Here is a 15967-nt window from a genome sequence, read left to right as displayed (position 1 = left end):
TGAGTATAGTGATTGTAAAAGTTTTAATAAAGTCATTTTTTTCCGAATATTGTCAATTACATGTTATAATGTTTCATATAAAGAAAAATAATAGTATTAGGAACTTAAATGAACGATAGAGAAGAGATTATAAGACTATGGTTTGAAATGTGGCTTAAAAAGAAAGATTTAGGAATTTCAAATATTTTTGATGAAAAAATTATTTATATTGAGAGTTGGGGACCTTGTTATAAAAATATTGAAAAATTGAAATTATGGTTTAATGAATGGAATACTAGAGGATCTGTTTTAAAGTGGGATATAAAACAGTTTATTCATAAAGAAAATCAAACATTTGTTGAATGGTCTTTTGAATGTAAAATGGGAGAAGATATATCAAGTTTTGATGGTATGTCTTTAGTTAAGTTTAATCTTACAAATAAAATAATATATTTAAAAGAATATGGTTGTAGTACAAACAATTATGATCCATATGAGAAAGGAGATATTCCTAAGTTTAATGATGAAAAGGTACTTTGGAATTAAAGTTTAATGCTTGAATACTTAATATTTAGTGATATTTTATATAGATCCCCTGGTTCATTTAGAGATATAGAGATTTGGGTTGATCAAGAGTGCTTATTCTATAACTGTAAAATATCAATTGAAGATAAACCTAGAGTTAATTCAAAGCTTTCTAAAGTTGATAGTAAACTTTGGTTAGAGAAGCTCTATGCTTTAAAAATAAACACTTGGAAAAGTGATTATAGTGATAAGTTAATGTTAGATGGTCACAGTTGGAGTTTAGAATATAAAATTAAAGATAAACGATGCAGGCATATTCATGGGCATCAGAAATATCCAGACAATTATAATGAATTAATAAAATTAATGAATAGTTTAGATTCAAAGTTTGATTTATTGGAGATATAAAATTATGGAAGTTAACAAAAGGATAAAGAAATCTTTTTCTGTTATTGGTAAACAAGGATCAACTGAAGATGGAGCAAATTTTATAAAAGCTTTATGGGATGATGCAAATTCAAATTTTAATGAAGTAGCTTGTTTGGCTAAAAAGAATAAGAGTAATATTCTAGCTGGAATTTGGGGCTTAATGAGTGATTTATCTTATAGTTTTAAACCTTGGGAAGATAATTTTACAAAAGGGCTATATCTTGCTGGGATTGAAGTTGATGAGTCAACAATTGCTCCAAAGGGTTGGGTGAAATGGACTGTTCCTAGTTTTGAGTATATTATTATAAAAAATGAAGATAATGATTCGTTTAATAAAGGTTTAGAGTATTTAAAAGAAAATAATTTAAGTTTGGTTGGGGCAGCTCATGATTTTACTGCTCCTCAAAGTGGTGATAACTTTATTTATTTCCCTATAAGAAAAATAATTGATTAATTTTTGTTAGTTAACCTATAAAAAGATAAACAAAAAGTTTATTATTTTTTAAGGAACTAGTTATGAAAAATAGAAATAATTCTTTTATTAAAAATCTTTTCTTACTTTATTTGTTTTATGTAATTATAACTTTTGTTTTAATTTTTGGATTTAAACAAAAGAATATTGTTAGTGAAGATTTTCCAAATATAAATAACTTTATAAGTAATACAGTTTCAAATGATAGAATTGCCTTAATAGAAGAAAGAGAACTTTCTGCAAAAGTTAAAATTAGTTTAATAGATGGAGCAAAAGAATCATTAAAGATCTCATATTATAAAATTCAAAATGATGAAGCTGGAGATGTATTTTTTTCAAAAATAATTGAAGCTGCTAATAGGGGCGTTAAGGTTGAACTAGTTATTGATGGAAAGCTTAATAAAATAAGTAAAAATTTTAATGGATTAAATTATTTATTAACTAGTAATCCAAATATAGAAATTAGATATTATGAGCCTTTTTTATTTTTCAAACCTTGGACTTGGAATAATATCTTACATGATAAATATATAATTGTAGATGATAAAATAGTAATTCTAGGGGGAAGAAATATTGGAAATCAATATTTTGCAATAAATGGGGAGGCCCCAATTATTACTAAAGATAGGGAAGTTTTAATAATTAATACTGATTTATTAAATTATAAAGATAGTGCTTTATCTCAAATAAATAACTATTTTTATGAGGTGTGGAATAGCGAATACACTAAAAAGGTTAAATCAAATTTATCTAAAAGTAATATAAATAAAGCTAGTGAGAAACAACTTGAATTAGATAAATCTTTAATTTATGTAAAAGATAAACATCCAGAACTATTTAATAATAGTTTTGATTTTATTGGAATGTCTTATCCAGCAAATAAAATTACTTTAATAAATAACCCTCTTACTAGATATAAAAAATTCCCTTATATTTGGGGAACAATAACCAATTTAATTAATACTGCAAATTCTTCAGTTTTCATTCAAAGCCCTTATGTTATTCCAACCATAGAAATGCAAGAGTTTATTGACTTTGATTATTTGAAAAATAAAAAAATTAGTATTTTAACTAATTCTGAATATGCTTCTCCTAATATATTTGCTTTCTCAGGATATTTAAAACATAGAAAAACTTTATTAAAAAATAATGTTGATTTGTATGAATACCAAGGAGAAGGATCAATTCATGCAAAATCATATATAATCGATGATAGAATTTCTTTAGTTGGATCTTTTAATATGGATGGTAGAAGTGCTTATTTAAGTACAGAAACAATGTTTGTAATAGATAGTAAAGATTTTGCTAAAGCCTTAACTGATAAAGTAAAGATTTTAGAGAATGATAGTATGTTAGTAAACGATAAAGCTAACATAGATATGGTAAAAAGGGTTCCAATATTAAAGAAAGTAATATTAAGAGGAACCAAAGTTATAACCTATTTCTTTAATTATTTACTATAGATAAAGATATATAGAACTCTACTATCCGTTCATTGAAATACACTTAAGTATAAGATAGTTTTCTTAATTGGAGGAACTTTTATGAATAGTGAAAAAGTTGGTAAATTAATATATCAATTAAGAAAAGAAAAAAAGTTAACACAAAAGCAATTAGCAGACATTATTAATGTAAGTGATAAGGCTATTTCTAAATGGGAAAGAGGAGCCGGTTGTCCAGATATAACACTATTAACTCAATTATCAAAAGCCCTAAATATTAGCATAGATAGAATTCTTGATGGTGAATTGGATTTAAAAAAAATTGATTCAGGTAATATAAATAAAATTAGGTTTTATGTATGTCCTAATTGTTCAAATATAATAACAGCGACAAGTGATACTAGTATTACCTGTTGTGGTAGACCATTAAAAGCTTTAAAAGCAAAAGCAAGTGATTTAGATCATCATTTGAATATTGAAGAAATTGAGGATGATTTCTATATAACATTTTCTCATGAAATGAGTAAATCGCATTATATTAATTTTATAGCTTATGTAACCTCAGATCGAGTTTTTCTAGTCAGATTATATCCAGAGCAAGCTAGCGGGGTTCGTTTTGCAAAAATGTATGGTGGAACTTTTTATTTTGGTTGTAATAGAGATGGGTTGTGGGTTCAAAAAGATGAGTAATAAGTCTTTTATTCCATTAGAACTTTCTAGTTGGAATCGTCTTGAAACCTTTAATTATTATACAAAAATAGCAAATACTACTTATAGTATTAATTTAGATTTTGATGTAAGTGAAACATATAATAAATTAAAAGAAATGAAGTTAAAATTTTTTCCAACCTATTTATATCTAGTTACTACAGTAGTAAATAAATATGAAGAATTTAGAATAGCGAAAGTCGATAATATTTTAGGGTATTGGGATAAATTAACCCCAGCTTATCCAATTTTTCATGAAGAAGATAATTCTGTATCATTACTATGGAGTGAATATATAGACAACTATTATGAGTTTTATCAAAAATACATCTCTGATACAAAAGCTTATAAAGCTCCAAATGGAATTTTATCAACAAAAGGTCTTCCTTTAGCTAATAGTTATATTATTTCTTGTATACCTTGGGTTACTTTTAATAGTTTTTCATTAGTTAATCATGGTATTAGTGATTACTTTTTACCAAGTTTTGAAGCATCAAAATTTAAAAAAGTTGATAATAGAATTTTAATGCCATTATCTATTACAGTTCATCATGCAACTATTGATGGCTATAACATTAAAAAATTTGTTGATGACTTACAGTTTTTATTTAATAATCCTAAAATATTTTTGGATAAATAGTTTTTGTTGAAATTATTATAAATATAAGTAAAACTATTTATTACATATAATAAATCTTATAGGATAAAAATAAATTTAACTTATAAGGTTTATTTAATGTCTATTAAACAATCAAATTTGAATGAAGAATCTATTAAGAAATATTTATCTCCTACCTTTTTAGGAGATAGAGTTGTTTTAGTTGAAGAGAGAGAAATTTCAGCTAAAATAAAGATTAACTTAATAGAAAATGCTAAAAAAAGTTTAGATATTTCTTATTTCCAAGTTCAAAAAGATGAAGCTGGCATATTATTTTTTGCAGGACTTATCGAAGCTGCAAAGCGTGGGGTTAAAGTAAGAATTCTTTTAGATGGTAAGTGTAATAAAATAAAATATAATCTTGATGATACAAATTTAGCACTGCTAAGAAATCCAAATATTGAGATTAAATATTATGATCCATTGAATATCTTTAATCCAATAAGTTGGAATAATATTTTACATGATAAATATATTGTTGTGGATAATAAAATAGCAATAATAGGTGGCAGAAATATTGGAAATCAATATTTTGCCTTTCACAACTCTGATTATAATAAAATAAACGATAGAGAAGTATTAATTTATACAAATACTTCTAACTTTACTTCTTCTGCCGTAGTTCAGATTGAAGATTATTTTAATTTAATTTGGCAAAGTAAATATTCTAAAGTTTTAAATATAAAAATGAATAAAAAAAGGATATTAAAAGCTGATAATAAAATTAATTACTTTGAAAGTTTCTTAAAAGTTGAGAGAGAAAAATACAAGCATTTATTTAATAATGAGTTTGATTGGGATTTATATTCTATTGAAGTAAATAAGATTTCTTTAATTTATAATTCAATAAAGAGAGGGAAAAAAGAACCTTCCTGTTGGAAAGAGATAATCAAATTTTTTGATGTGGCTAAAGAAAATATCATTATTCAAAGTCCATATATAATTTTTTCTAAAGCTATGAAAAATAAGTTTAAATTAAATAATTATTCTAATAAATCAATATCTGTAATTACTAATTCAGCTTATTCGACTTTAGATTTATTAGCATTTACTGGATATTTAAAACATAAGAAAAGTCTTATTAAAAACAAATTTAAATTATATGAATATCAAAGAGAAAAATCTTCTATCCATGGCAAAAGCTATGTATTTGATGACAATTTAAGTATTGTTGGTTCCTTTAATTTAGATCCAAGAAGTGTATATCTTAGTACTGAAACAATGCTTATAATCGATAGTGTTAAATTTAACCAAGAATTGAGAAAAAAATTGAATATTCTTATTGATGATAGTGTTTTAGTTAATCAAAAAAATGTAAAACAGAAGTCTCCAAGTTTATTTAAAAGAATAATATTAGTGATTTTTTCCATACTGACTTATTTCTTTAACTTTTTACTTTAAAATGTGTTAAAATTTTAATAATTGATAAAAAATAGATAATTTAGCTATATCTTAATTTATTGGAGGTATTTTAATGTCCTATAAAATTCTAGTAGTAGATGATGAAGTTGATATAGTTGAATTGATTAAAGATTATTTTGAAATGAATAATTACGAAGTATTGATAGCTTATAATGGAAAACAAGCTTTAACTTTAATTGAAAAATCTCCTGATCTAATTTTATTAGATATAAACTTACCTGACATTGATGGACTAAATCTTTGTAAGAAAATAAGAAATTATGTTTCAGCTCCAATTTTGTTTTTAACAGCAAAAGTGGAAGAGAAAGATAAAATTATTGGTTTTGGTGTTGGTGGTGATGATTATATAGTAAAACCTTTTTCTCTAGATGAATTAAAAGCTAGAGTATCCGCCCATCTTCGTCGTCAAGAAAGAGAGAGAACTTCCTCCAAGAAGAAATTTATTGATAATTTAGTTATTGATTATGGTTTAAAATGTGTCTTCTTTAATGATAAGAAATTGCCTTTTGTAAAAAAAGAATTTGAGATAATTGAATTTTTATCTTTAAATAACAATCAAGTTTTTGATAAAGAACGAATTTATGATTGTGTTTGGGGTTATGATGGCGAAGGGGATAGTAGTGTTGTTGCAGAACACATTAGAAGGATTAGAGTAAAATTAGCAAATGTAAGTGATAAAAAATATATAGACACAGTTTGGGGTATAGGGTATAGATGGATAGGATAAAAAACATATTTAAAAATTTATCACTAAAAAAATCTTTTATGTTATATATGCTTTTATTTTTGGTGATAGCTACAATATTAAGTTCAATTACAATTAATTTTGTTGATGATTATAAATATAAAATTCAAATGTCTTATAGTGATATATCTAATAATTATACAATCAACAATGATGAGGGTAAGGTATTAGTCTTTAATTCTTCAAGTATTGATTATTCATCCTCAGATAATCGTATCATTAAACTTTGTAGCTTTATTAGTAGTGCTTCAATTCCAGTATTCTTTGGTGTTGGTATTATATTAGCTGCTTTTTTATTTTATAAAAATAAATTAAAGAAACCCTTAGAATTGTTAAATGATGCTTCAAAAAAAATATCAGAAACAAATTTAGATTTTCATATTATTTATGATAGTAAAGATGAAATGGGGCAACTATGTAATTCTTTTGAGACTATGCGTAAGTCACTTGAAGAGAATAACTTAGAAATGTGGCGAGCCATGGAAGAAAGAAAGCGTTTAAATGCTGCTTTTTCACATGACTTAAGAACTCCTTTAACTGTTTTAAAAGGTTATTTAGATTTTCTTGAACAGTATTTACCAGAGAATAAAATCTCTAAAGAAAAAATGTTATCAACCTTTGATAAAATGTCTTCTAGTATTGATAGATTAGAAAATTATACTTATCAAATGAGTGAGATTCAAAGATTAGAAGATATACAAGTTGATTTTAAAGGAGTCGATTATAAGGATTTGATTAATCAACTTAAAAGTTCTAGTGATTTGTTAATATTAAATACTAATTTGAAGTTGAATTTTAAGTCAGAGTTGAAAGATGATAAGAATTTATTAATTGATAATAATATAATTATGAGAGTATATGAAAATATAATCTCAAATTCTATTAGATTTGCAAAATCTATGATTGATGTAAATATATATATTCATAATCCTTATTTAATAATTGAAATTGAAGATGATGGTAAAGGCTTTAGTGACGAGGATTTAAAAAATGCTTTAAATTCATATTATAAAAATAATCCGGATAATGATAAATCTCATTTTGGTCTTGGTTTATATATTAGTAATATTTTAATCAAAAAACATAATGGTTTAATTAAGCTTTCAAATTCAAAGGATAATGGAGCTAAAGTAAATATAAAATTTCTTATAAATAATTAATAGTTGAAAGAAAATAGAGATTTGAATTTTACACTTTACTTATTAATAAAAATAAGGAGAGTGTAATATGATAGCTCAAAGAAATAATGTGATTCTTAAAACTATTGGTTTAAAAAAATATTATGGAGAAACTTCTAATATTGTTAAGGCTTTAGATGGGATTGATTTATCAATATTCAAAGGTGAATTTGTTTCTATTGTTGGAACCTCTGGTAGTGGAAAAACAACTCTTTTACATATGTTAGGAGCATTAGATACTCCTAGTGAAGGTATAATAGAAATTAGCGGATCAAAATTGTCTAATATGAAAGACCAAGATAAAGCTATATTTCGTAGAAGAAATATAGGTTTTGTTTTTCAAAATTATAATCTAGTTCCTGTTTTAAATGTTTATGAGAATATAACTCTACCAGTGGAATTAGATAATAAAGAAATAGATAAATCTTTCATCTCAGAAATAATTGAAATGTTGGGACTTTCAGAAAAATTAAAAAATCTACCCAATAATTTATCTGGAGGGCAACAACAACGAGTTGCAATTGCTAGAGCTTTAGTTGCAAAACCCGCTGTTATTTTAGCTGATGAACCTACAGGTAATTTAGATAGTAAAACCAGTGATGATGTAATGGCTTTATTAAAATCTAGCAGTGAAAAATTTAATCAGACAGTTGTAATGATTACTCATAATAAAGAAATAGCCCAATTAGCTGATAGAACCATCCATATTGAGGATGGAAAAATTATCAAATAGGGGGTTATAGATGGATAATAATAAAAGCATTATCAATAAATTAATGAGAAATACTTTAAATGCTAATAAAGTAAGAAATAAATATATAATAATTGCAATCGTTTTAACAACTTTGATGCTTTCTTTTGTATTTAGTACTGGACTTAGTTATTACAAATCAATGAAAATTCAACAACTTCGATTGATGGGAACTAATGCTCATGTTGCTTTAACTCTTCCAAGTGAAGATCAAATTGAAAAGATTAAGCAATTACCTTATGTAGAAGAAGTTGGGTTACAACATAATGTTGGGATTTTAAAGTTAAGTGATAATATGAAATTTATGAGTATTTCATTGCATTGGTTTGACCAAGAAGAATGGAAGAATTTTAGAACTCCCTCCTATGATGATATAAAAGGTGAATACCCAAAATCTGAGAATGAGATAATGGTTCCTCTTTGGATTTTAAATAATATGGGGATTGATAATCCTAAAATAGGTATGAAAATTCCTTTAAGCTATTATTTAGGCGAGGAGAGAGGAGCTTTTCAAACAAAAGATTTTACTTTAGCAGGATATTTTACCGATTATACATATATTAGATCTGGAAATATTGGATCAATATTAGTATCAAAGGAACTTGCAAAACAAAGTGGAAATTCTGTTAGTAATTCTGGAGCAATTTCTATTAAATACATCGATTCAAAAAATATAGATAAATATAATGAGATGTTGAAAGAAGATATTAATCTTAATGAAAAACAACAAATCAGAGTTGTCCCTATATATGATAATGGATCAAGCAATAAATTATCGACAATTATTTCTTTTCTAGCTGTTATTTTTTTCTTAATGTTTGCAGGCTATTTATTAATATATAATGTCTTTTATATTTCTGTTTCAAAGGATATTCAGTATTATGGTCTTTTAAAAACAGTTGGGACCACTTCAAAACAATTAAAAAAAATTGTAGTAGGACAAGCTAATATTTTAGCAGCAATTGGGATCCCTATTGGTTTATTAATTGGAGCTTTACTTTCTTTAATAATTGTTCCAAAAGCTTTATCTTTGATGAATTTAGAGACAGGAATGGAAATATCTTTTCACCCTTTTATTTTTATTGGGACAGCTTTTTTTTCTTATATAACTATAATTTTAGGAGTAAGAAAGTCAGCAAAGATTACATCGAAGATTTCTCCCATTGAGGCTATGAATTATACTGGTGTTAAAGTAAATAAAAAACAAATAAGTAATTCTCGTACTGGTAATTTAAGTAAAATGGCTTTTCGAAGCATTTTTAGAGATCCCAAAAGAGCTTCTATTGTTTTTTTATCTTTGTTTTTAGGACTTACAATTTTCTTAATTATTTCAACTATGATTTCTAGTATGGATATTAAACATTATATCAATTCTTATGTAAAAAATGATTTTATTTTGAGTAATAATACTTTAGAGCCTGGAGCAATGGTGAATGGAAGTAGCGAAAAGCAAAAGTTTGATTCTTCCTTCATTTCGACTTTGGAATCTGATATAGATATCACAAATTTAAGAACTACAAGTATTGAAAAAATGTCTATGAAATATGATCCGATTATATTTAAAAAACATATGGATTGGTTTTATGATAGGTTTAATCTAGACGAAGATCTTAGCTATCAAACTGTTAGTGATAATTTCTGGGGATATATAATTGCAATAGATGAGAGATACATTGAAGAATTTAATCAATCACATCCAGATTCTATTATTGATTTAAAAGCCTTTAAAAAAGGAGATATTGCTCTTTTTGGATCTAATAATCCTACTCTCTATTCTGATGTAAAGGAAGTTGATATATCAATATTATCTAATAATATTGAAAGAAAATTTACTATTGGTGGTTTTTTGCCTTTTGGTTTTCAATTTGCTGCTGGTGCTATGGCTCCAAATATATATGTATCACAAGAAGTGCTTAATAGTCTTGTTGATAATCCGTATATCTATAAAATTAATATGGATGTAAAAGCAGGAGAGAGTGAAAAAGCTCTTAATACAATAAAAAAAATGACTGAAAACGATAATGATATTTCTAGAATTTCAAGAATTGAAAGACAAGCTGAAATGAGGGATAGTAAATTGATGTTATATATTTTAGGTGGTGGTGTTGCTTTTATTTTAGCTTTGATTGGAATACTAAATTTTATAAATGTTATGGCCTCAGAAATCATTTCAAGAAAAAAAGAGTTCGCTATGTTGGAAAGTATAGGGATGACCTTCAAGCAAGTAAAAAATATGTTGGTTTTAGAAGGCTTTGGTTATGGGCTTTTAACTATATTTTTAGTTGGAATCTTTGGAAATATAATAACCTATTCAATTTTTATTTTATTTAAAAAGCAAGCAGATTATGCTATATATACCTTTCCAACTATTCAAATGATAGTTTCTATTGTAGTTGTACTTTTGGTTTGTTTGTTAACACCTATAATTATTTATAAATCATTGGTTAAAGATAGTATTGTAGAAAGATTAAGAGATAATTAATAAATATAAAGTATTCATTTTTTGTTAATTCATTAGATGAATACTTTTTTATGAGCAATTAATTATACAAATTCGTATTATTTGGTTATTAACTTCTTGTACAGCATAAGTTAAAGATAATATTATTGAAATAAGTATAATATTGTTAAATAAAAATTTTCATTATTTAAAAGAAGGAAAAGAAATTAATGTAAGAAATTGTGCTGAAAAAAGGAGTAAATAGATGACAAGATTAGAGATTAATTTAAATTATTTCTTTGGAAATACTTTAATAAAAGGCTTATATAGCAAATATATTGATCAATTAGATTTATCTGATTCCAAAGATGTGCTTGAATTTGGATGTGGAATAGGGTGTATAACAAAACCTTTACTAAAAAAACTAGGTAAAGATGTTAAATTAAATTGTATCGATATTGATTTTGATGCAATAAACTTTTCCAAAAAAAGATTTAAAGATTATAATAATCTCTGTTATTTTGTTGGGGATATAAGAACTTTAGATATTCAAGAAAATAGTTTTGATACAGTGATAATTCATTACATGTATCATGATATCCCAAGTAAAGAAAGAAAATCAATTTTAAAAAAAATAAATAAAGTAATGAAAGATGGTGGTAAAATATTTATTAGAGAACCAATAAAAGAAACACATGGAATTTCTCCAGCTGAAGTTAGAAAATTAATGAAATCTTGTGGCTTTGTTGAAATAAAAGGAGAAATGGAAAAGAAATTTGTTGGTGGTGAAATGTTTAACGCAATATTTATAAAAGAAAAAAATTTGTTGAAATAATATAAATTATAATGTTTAATATACATATCAAACTAATAGGAGTCTTTTTGAAGAGATTTAACAATTTGGATGCGGTATAATATCGGAGGTATCTGATAAATTGATCGCATACCTCCAAAATATTCAATAATATATTCAATTTTGGAGGATAAAATGAATATTTTAGAAGTATATACTCTTAATGATTATTTCATTAAAGAAGCTTTATTATACCCAAATTTAGTATTAGCTAGAGTTGTTGCAAAATATAAAGGAATATATAGAGTTGTAACAAAAAATAGAAATTCTTTAGCAAAACTTTCTGGCAAATTTTATAATGATAATAATAGACAAATAGATTACCCAGCAGTTGGGGATTTTGTTATGGTCAATGAAGTTGACCCGAGTCTTTCAATAATAGAGAAAGTATTAAATAGAAGAAGTTGTTTAACTAGAAGTGATGTAACAAATAATAATCAATCACAGATTATTGCATCAAATTTAGATTATGTTTTTATCTGTATGTCTTTAAATAATAATTTTAATTTAAATAGACTTGAGAGATATTTATCAATAGTTTATCAAAGCGGAGCCTTGCCGGTAATAGTTTTAACTAAAGCCGATTTATGTGATTGTGTTGATGAGAAGGTGTTATCAGTTCAATGTCTTGATGGCATGGCTGAAATAATTACAACATCAATTTATGATGAAGATATTGATAAGAAAATATATTCAATCTTAAAAAAAGGTATGTGTGGTGCTTTTATTGGTTCTTCTGGTGTTGGTAAATCAACATTGATAAATAAACTTTTAAATAAAGAAGTTTTAGAAACTAAAGAAATTGGGAAAGATGATAAAGGTAAACACACTACTACCGTTTCTCAAATGTTAGTTTTACTAAATTATAGTTTAGTTATTGATACTCCGGGTATGAGGGAATTAGCTCTTGATAATGATGACTTATCTCTTTCTTTTAACGACATTGAAGAGTTAGCAATAAATTGTAAATTTAAGAATTGCACTCACACTAATGAAATGGGTTGTGCTGTATTGCAAGCTATAGATGATGGATCTTTAGATCAAAGAAGACTTAATAATTATTTTAAAATGAAAAGAGAAACTAGTTATTCTAATTTGAATTATAAGCAAATTGAAAATGAGAAGCTAAGCAGAATGTTTAAAGATATTGGTGGAATGAAAAATGCCAGAAGATTCTCGAAAACATTAGAAAAAAGGAAGTAAGATGATTAATAATTATAAAATTAGATGTGAAGAAAAAGATGATTATTATGATGTGGAAAATCTAACTCGTGAAGCTTTCTTTAATGTTTATAAACCAGGTTGTGATGAACATTATGTGCTCCATAAGTTTAGAAATAATCCAGATTTTATAAAAGGATTAAGTTTAGTTGTTTGTGATTTAGATAAAATTATTGCTCATATTATGTATTGTAAGACCAAAATAATTGATTTAGATAAATCGTTTAAAGAAGTATTAATGTTTGGACCAGTTAGTGTTTTACCAGAATACCAAGCTAAGGGAATTGGTTCTATGTTGATAACTTATTCTTTGGATAAAGCAAAAGACTTAGGATATAAAGCTGTTGCAATTACTGGGAATCCTAAATTTTATACTAAACTTGGTTTTGAATTAGGCTTTTCTTTTAATATTTTTTATGAAGATATAAATAATAATGATCTAATTCCATTCTTTTTAGTAAAAGAATTAGAGAGCGATTATTTATCCTTTCAAAAAGGAGTCTTGATAGAACCAAAAGATTATCAAGTTGATAAAGAAGAAGTTGATAAATTTGATTTGAATTTTCCATATAAAGAAAAATTAAAATTAGATACTCAAATTTTTAATTAATTTTGGTTAATTGTATTTTTAAATTCTCCTGGGCTAATCCCATAGTAGGCTTTAAATACTGATCCAAAATGCTTTGAAGATGAGAATCCAACATCAAGAGCAACATCTTGTACTTTTGAATTTGGGTTTGATAGCAAAGCCTTTGCTGTTTCCATCCTCATTCTAAGTAGATATTTCGAATAGGGTTCCCCGATTTCTTTATGAAATATAGTACTTAGATAGGATGGTGTTATTTCAAAGATGTCCGCTAGAATAGTTAAGCTTAAGCCTTCTCTAAAATGAAGTTGTAAATACTCTTGGATTTGTGATACTAAGTTATTTTTATTGTTATCGATTTTTAAAATTGGTTTTTCTACTTGATTGGTATTCTTTAGAGAAATTGCAGATAAAGCAGCTGACAATTCTTCATCTCTTAAAGGTTTTAAAAGATAGTCAAATACATTTAGTTTTACTGCAGCTCTTGCATATTCAAATTCATCATAGCCTGTAATTATGATTATTGGCATATCACTTTTATTTTTAAATAGGTATTTTGATAGCTCAATTCCATCCATTCCAGGCATTCTTATATCAGTTATAACAGCATCGTAATCTTTATGTTGTAAAAGTTGAATAGCATAAATACCGTCTGAAGCTGTATCTTCAGCAACCCAATCCGAGTTAATCTTATTTAAGTTTTTTCCTAAATATTCTCTCATTAAAGGTTCATCATCAACTATTAATGCTTTAAACATCATTGTCTCCTATTTTTTTGGGAATTGTCAAAATAAAAGTAGAGCCTTTATTTAGTTCTGAATTAATATCTAAGCCATAATTGTTTCCATATTTTAATTTGATTCTTCTAGCAATATTAATTAGAGCAACTCTTTTAATATTATTATCAAGAGCAGATTCAGGATTATCAATTTTTTCTTTAAGTGCTTTTAGTTTTGTATCTTCAATTCCAACGCCATTATCTTCAATTACAATAGAAACACTATCCTCATTATCTTTTGAGTATATATTTATTTTACATAAATCTTCTTTTCTTGCAAATCCATGTATTAAAGCATTCTCGATAATTGGTTGAAGGGTTAAAGCAGGGATTAAATAATTCAAATGATCCTCTTTAATATCAATTTTATAGCTTAAATTAGTATATCTAATGCATTGCATGCTTAAATAGTTTTTACAAATCAAAATTTCAGATCTAAGTGTAATCTCGGAATCAGCATGAACTAAAGCATTTAAAAGGGAAGCTAGTTTTTCAATATAATCAATTGCTTCATCGATTCTATTTACTTTTATTAATAGACTTATTGTATTTAGACTATTAAATAAGAAATGAGGTTTGATTTGATTACACATAGCTACATATTGTGCTTCTTTTTCAAGATATTTAGCTTCGTAAATTTCTTTAGTAAGTTGGATATTTTTCTTCATAGTTACATCAATTCTTTCTGTCATTTCGTTAAAAGAGGAAGCAAGGTATGCAATTTCATCATCACCGTTTACATTAGCTTTAACACTATAATCTTCTTTTTGTACTTCTTTCATCAAATCTGTAACATCATATATTGGTTTTAATAATCTTTTTACAAGTTGTGTTGATAAGAGTATTCCAATTGTTGAACATAAAAGGCCTAATAAAATTGATCTAAATTGGATTTGATTGATGTTTTTTGTCATAGCTTTTATGCTACTAACATCATAAATATTCCAAGAAGTAATTGGAATTTTTACATCTGTAATTAAGAATTCTTCTCCATCAACACTAGTAATATTATTTTTGAATTCTTTATTAGTTATTTGATTATAAAGGGTTTTTATAAAGTCAAAAGAATATGATTTACTTTTTGCATATATTAATTGATTATTTTCATTGGTTATAATTAATGCTTTGTTTTGGGCATCAATAACATTTGAGCAAACATTATCAAGACCTTTAGAATTGGCATCAATTCTTAAAATACCAATAGATTTACTATTGTCTTTTAAATCTAAAATGTTGCTTAAAACAATAAATTCAAAATCATCATTATTAGAATAAATTATTATAGGAATTTTACTATTTTGGACTTTTTCTATTATATCCTTACTTAAACCAGAACTAGATACATAATTATCATCTCTATTACTAGAGAATAATTCTTCATCAGTGTAAATATAAGCATCTTGGATATCATCATGAGGAAGCAGAATATTTTTTGTTAAGAAAGATTCAATAATTCTTTGTCTTTTTAATATTTGGGAAGGGCTATCTGTTTCCATAGAGAGAGCTTCTATTAAAGAAGTATCATAATAAGGAATTATACAAAGCTCTTGAACTCCTTGCAAATATGTTTCAACATTGTTTGCAAGTTGAGAAAGTGTTGTTTTTGTATCACTATAGGATAACTCAATCATATCTTTTTTATAATTTCTTGAGGATATGATGGTAACAATCATAACTGATATAAAAATAAGAATACTTGTACTAAACAAAAGTTTTTTCTTAATTGTCCAATTTTTTTTCATAAATTCTTCCTCATATCCTATACTATAGGGGTAAAAGC

The 15967-nt window shown here is 25.7% G+C and carries 16 protein-coding genes; 14 read left to right on the top strand and 2 right to left on the bottom strand.

Annotation, left to right across the window (positions count from 1 at the left end; genetic code table 11):
* Positions 1-108: 108 nt before the first annotated feature.
* From ACZ5RS_RS00850 to ACZ5RS_RS00785, 14 genes are all read left to right on the top strand, one after another.
* Positions 109-525 carry a hypothetical protein gene (locus ACZ5RS_RS00850; RefSeq protein WP_464636979.1) on the top strand — a complete coding sequence of 139 codons (417 nt, stop codon included), beginning with the start codon at positions 109-111 and terminating at the stop codon, positions 523-525.
* A gap of 6 nt (positions 526-531) precedes the next feature.
* On the top strand, positions 532-912 hold the full coding sequence (locus tag ACZ5RS_RS00845) for a hypothetical protein (RefSeq protein WP_464636978.1): 381 nt from the start codon (positions 532-534) through the stop codon (positions 910-912).
* A 4-nt stretch (positions 913-916) separates the two neighbouring features.
* On the top strand, positions 917-1387 hold the full coding sequence (locus ACZ5RS_RS00840) for a GyrI-like domain-containing protein (RefSeq protein ID WP_464636977.1): 471 nt from the start codon (positions 917-919) through the stop codon (positions 1385-1387).
* A gap of 62 nt (positions 1388-1449) precedes the next feature.
* Positions 1450-2868, top strand: coding sequence for a phospholipase D-like domain-containing protein (locus ACZ5RS_RS00835; protein ID WP_464636976.1), 1419 nt, complete (start codon positions 1450-1452; stop codon positions 2866-2868).
* Positions 2869-2949: 81 nt separating this feature from the next.
* Positions 2950-3537, top strand: coding sequence for a helix-turn-helix domain-containing protein (locus ACZ5RS_RS00830; RefSeq protein WP_464636975.1), 588 nt, complete (start codon positions 2950-2952; stop codon positions 3535-3537).
* The gene (locus ACZ5RS_RS00825) at positions 3476-4195 is read left to right on the top strand and encodes a CatA-like O-acetyltransferase (RefSeq protein WP_464636974.1); all 720 of its coding nucleotides are present in this window, start codon (positions 3476-3478) and stop codon (positions 4193-4195) included. Before ACZ5RS_RS00830 ends, ACZ5RS_RS00825 begins: the two co-directional genes overlap by 62 nt.
* 96 nt (positions 4196-4291) lie before the next feature.
* Positions 4292-5614, top strand: a complete 1323-nt coding sequence (locus tag ACZ5RS_RS00820; protein WP_464636973.1) for a phospholipase D-like domain-containing protein — start codon at positions 4292-4294, stop codon at positions 5612-5614.
* 73 nt (positions 5615-5687) lie between these two features.
* Positions 5688-6362 (top strand): response regulator transcription factor, encoded by a 675-nt coding sequence (locus ACZ5RS_RS00815; protein ID WP_464636972.1) that lies wholly within the window; start codon positions 5688-5690, stop codon positions 6360-6362.
* A complete protein-coding gene (locus tag ACZ5RS_RS00810) occupies positions 6350-7540 on the top strand; it encodes a HAMP domain-containing sensor histidine kinase (RefSeq protein WP_464636971.1) in 1191 nt (396 codons plus the stop codon). Before ACZ5RS_RS00815 ends, ACZ5RS_RS00810 begins: the two co-directional genes overlap by 13 nt.
* 67 nt (positions 7541-7607) lie before the next feature.
* Positions 7608-8291 carry an ABC transporter ATP-binding protein gene (locus ACZ5RS_RS00805; protein WP_464636970.1) on the top strand — a complete coding sequence of 228 codons (684 nt, stop codon included), beginning with the start codon at positions 7608-7610 and terminating at the stop codon, positions 8289-8291.
* Positions 8292-8301: 10 nt separating this feature from the next.
* Positions 8302-10791, top strand: a complete 2490-nt coding sequence (locus tag ACZ5RS_RS00800; protein WP_464636969.1) for an ABC transporter permease — start codon at positions 8302-8304, stop codon at positions 10789-10791.
* Between the two features lie 223 nt (positions 10792-11014).
* Positions 11015-11584: a class I SAM-dependent methyltransferase gene (locus ACZ5RS_RS00795; protein ID WP_464636968.1), complete on the top strand. Its 570-nt coding sequence runs from the start codon at positions 11015-11017 to the stop codon at positions 11582-11584.
* Positions 11585-11737: 153 nt separating this feature from the next.
* On the top strand, positions 11738-12805 hold the full coding sequence (gene rsgA / locus ACZ5RS_RS00790) for a ribosome small subunit-dependent GTPase A (RefSeq protein WP_464636967.1): 1068 nt from the start codon (positions 11738-11740) through the stop codon (positions 12803-12805).
* A gap of 1 nt (position 12806) precedes the next feature.
* Entirely contained in the window at positions 12807-13433 is a 627-nt protein-coding gene (locus ACZ5RS_RS00785; RefSeq protein ID WP_464636966.1) for a GNAT family N-acetyltransferase, read from the top strand.
* Here ACZ5RS_RS00785 and ACZ5RS_RS00780 read toward each other — a convergent pair.
* Together ACZ5RS_RS00780 and ACZ5RS_RS00775 are read right to left on the bottom strand one after the other, a co-directional pair.
* On the bottom strand, positions 13430-14167 hold the full coding sequence (locus ACZ5RS_RS00780) for a response regulator transcription factor (protein ID WP_464636965.1): 738 nt from the start codon (positions 14165-14167) through the stop codon (positions 13430-13432). The two genes, ACZ5RS_RS00785 and ACZ5RS_RS00780, sit on opposite strands and share 4 nt — an antisense overlap.
* Positions 14160-15929, bottom strand: a complete 1770-nt coding sequence (locus tag ACZ5RS_RS00775) for a sensor histidine kinase (protein ID WP_464636964.1) — start codon at positions 15927-15929, stop codon at positions 14160-14162. The genes ACZ5RS_RS00780 and ACZ5RS_RS00775 overlap by 8 nt, the downstream gene beginning before the upstream one ends.
* Positions 15930-15967 lie beyond the last annotated feature (38 nt).

The sequence above is a fragment of the Pleomorphochaeta caudata genome, from assembly GCF_055395745.1.
Note: the sequence above shows the minus strand (reverse complement) of the source record. Positions and strands in the feature narration are given on the sequence as shown.

What these genes read in the sequence shown, in the direction of transcription:
- ACZ5RS_RS00850 (WP_464636979.1), top strand. Translation starts at nt 109, where the DNA reads ATGAACGATAGAGAAGAGATTATAAGACTATGGTTTGAAATGTGGCTT.
- ACZ5RS_RS00845 (WP_464636978.1), top strand. Translation starts at nt 532, where the DNA reads ATGCTTGAATACTTAATATTTAGTGATATTTTATATAGATCCCCTGGT.
- ACZ5RS_RS00840 (WP_464636977.1), top strand. Translation starts at nt 917, where the DNA reads ATGGAAGTTAACAAAAGGATAAAGAAATCTTTTTCTGTTATTGGTAAA.
- ACZ5RS_RS00835 (WP_464636976.1), top strand. Translation starts at nt 1,450, where the DNA reads ATGAAAAATAGAAATAATTCTTTTATTAAAAATCTTTTCTTACTTTAT.
- ACZ5RS_RS00830 (WP_464636975.1), top strand. Translation starts at nt 2,950, where the DNA reads ATGAATAGTGAAAAAGTTGGTAAATTAATATATCAATTAAGAAAAGAA.
- ACZ5RS_RS00825 (WP_464636974.1), top strand. Translation starts at nt 3,476, where the DNA reads ATGGTGGAACTTTTTATTTTGGTTGTAATAGAGATGGGTTGTGGGTTC.
- ACZ5RS_RS00820 (WP_464636973.1), top strand. Translation starts at nt 4,292, where the DNA reads ATGTCTATTAAACAATCAAATTTGAATGAAGAATCTATTAAGAAATAT.
- ACZ5RS_RS00815 (WP_464636972.1), top strand. Translation starts at nt 5,688, where the DNA reads ATGTCCTATAAAATTCTAGTAGTAGATGATGAAGTTGATATAGTTGAA.
- ACZ5RS_RS00810 (WP_464636971.1), top strand. Translation starts at nt 6,350, where the DNA reads ATGGATAGGATAAAAAACATATTTAAAAATTTATCACTAAAAAAATCT.
- ACZ5RS_RS00805 (WP_464636970.1), top strand. Translation starts at nt 7,608, where the DNA reads ATGATAGCTCAAAGAAATAATGTGATTCTTAAAACTATTGGTTTAAAA.
- ACZ5RS_RS00800 (WP_464636969.1), top strand. Translation starts at nt 8,302, where the DNA reads ATGGATAATAATAAAAGCATTATCAATAAATTAATGAGAAATACTTTA.
- ACZ5RS_RS00795 (WP_464636968.1), top strand. Translation starts at nt 11,015, where the DNA reads ATGACAAGATTAGAGATTAATTTAAATTATTTCTTTGGAAATACTTTA.
- rsgA (WP_464636967.1), top strand. Translation starts at nt 11,738, where the DNA reads ATGAATATTTTAGAAGTATATACTCTTAATGATTATTTCATTAAAGAA.
- ACZ5RS_RS00785 (WP_464636966.1), top strand. Translation starts at nt 12,807, where the DNA reads ATGATTAATAATTATAAAATTAGATGTGAAGAAAAAGATGATTATTAT.
- ACZ5RS_RS00780 (WP_464636965.1), bottom strand. Translation starts at nt 14,167, where the DNA reads ATGTTTAAAGCATTAATAGTTGATGATGAACCTTTAATGAGAGAATAT.
- ACZ5RS_RS00775 (WP_464636964.1), bottom strand. Translation starts at nt 15,929, where the DNA reads ATGAAAAAAAATTGGACAATTAAGAAAAAACTTTTGTTTAGTACAAGT.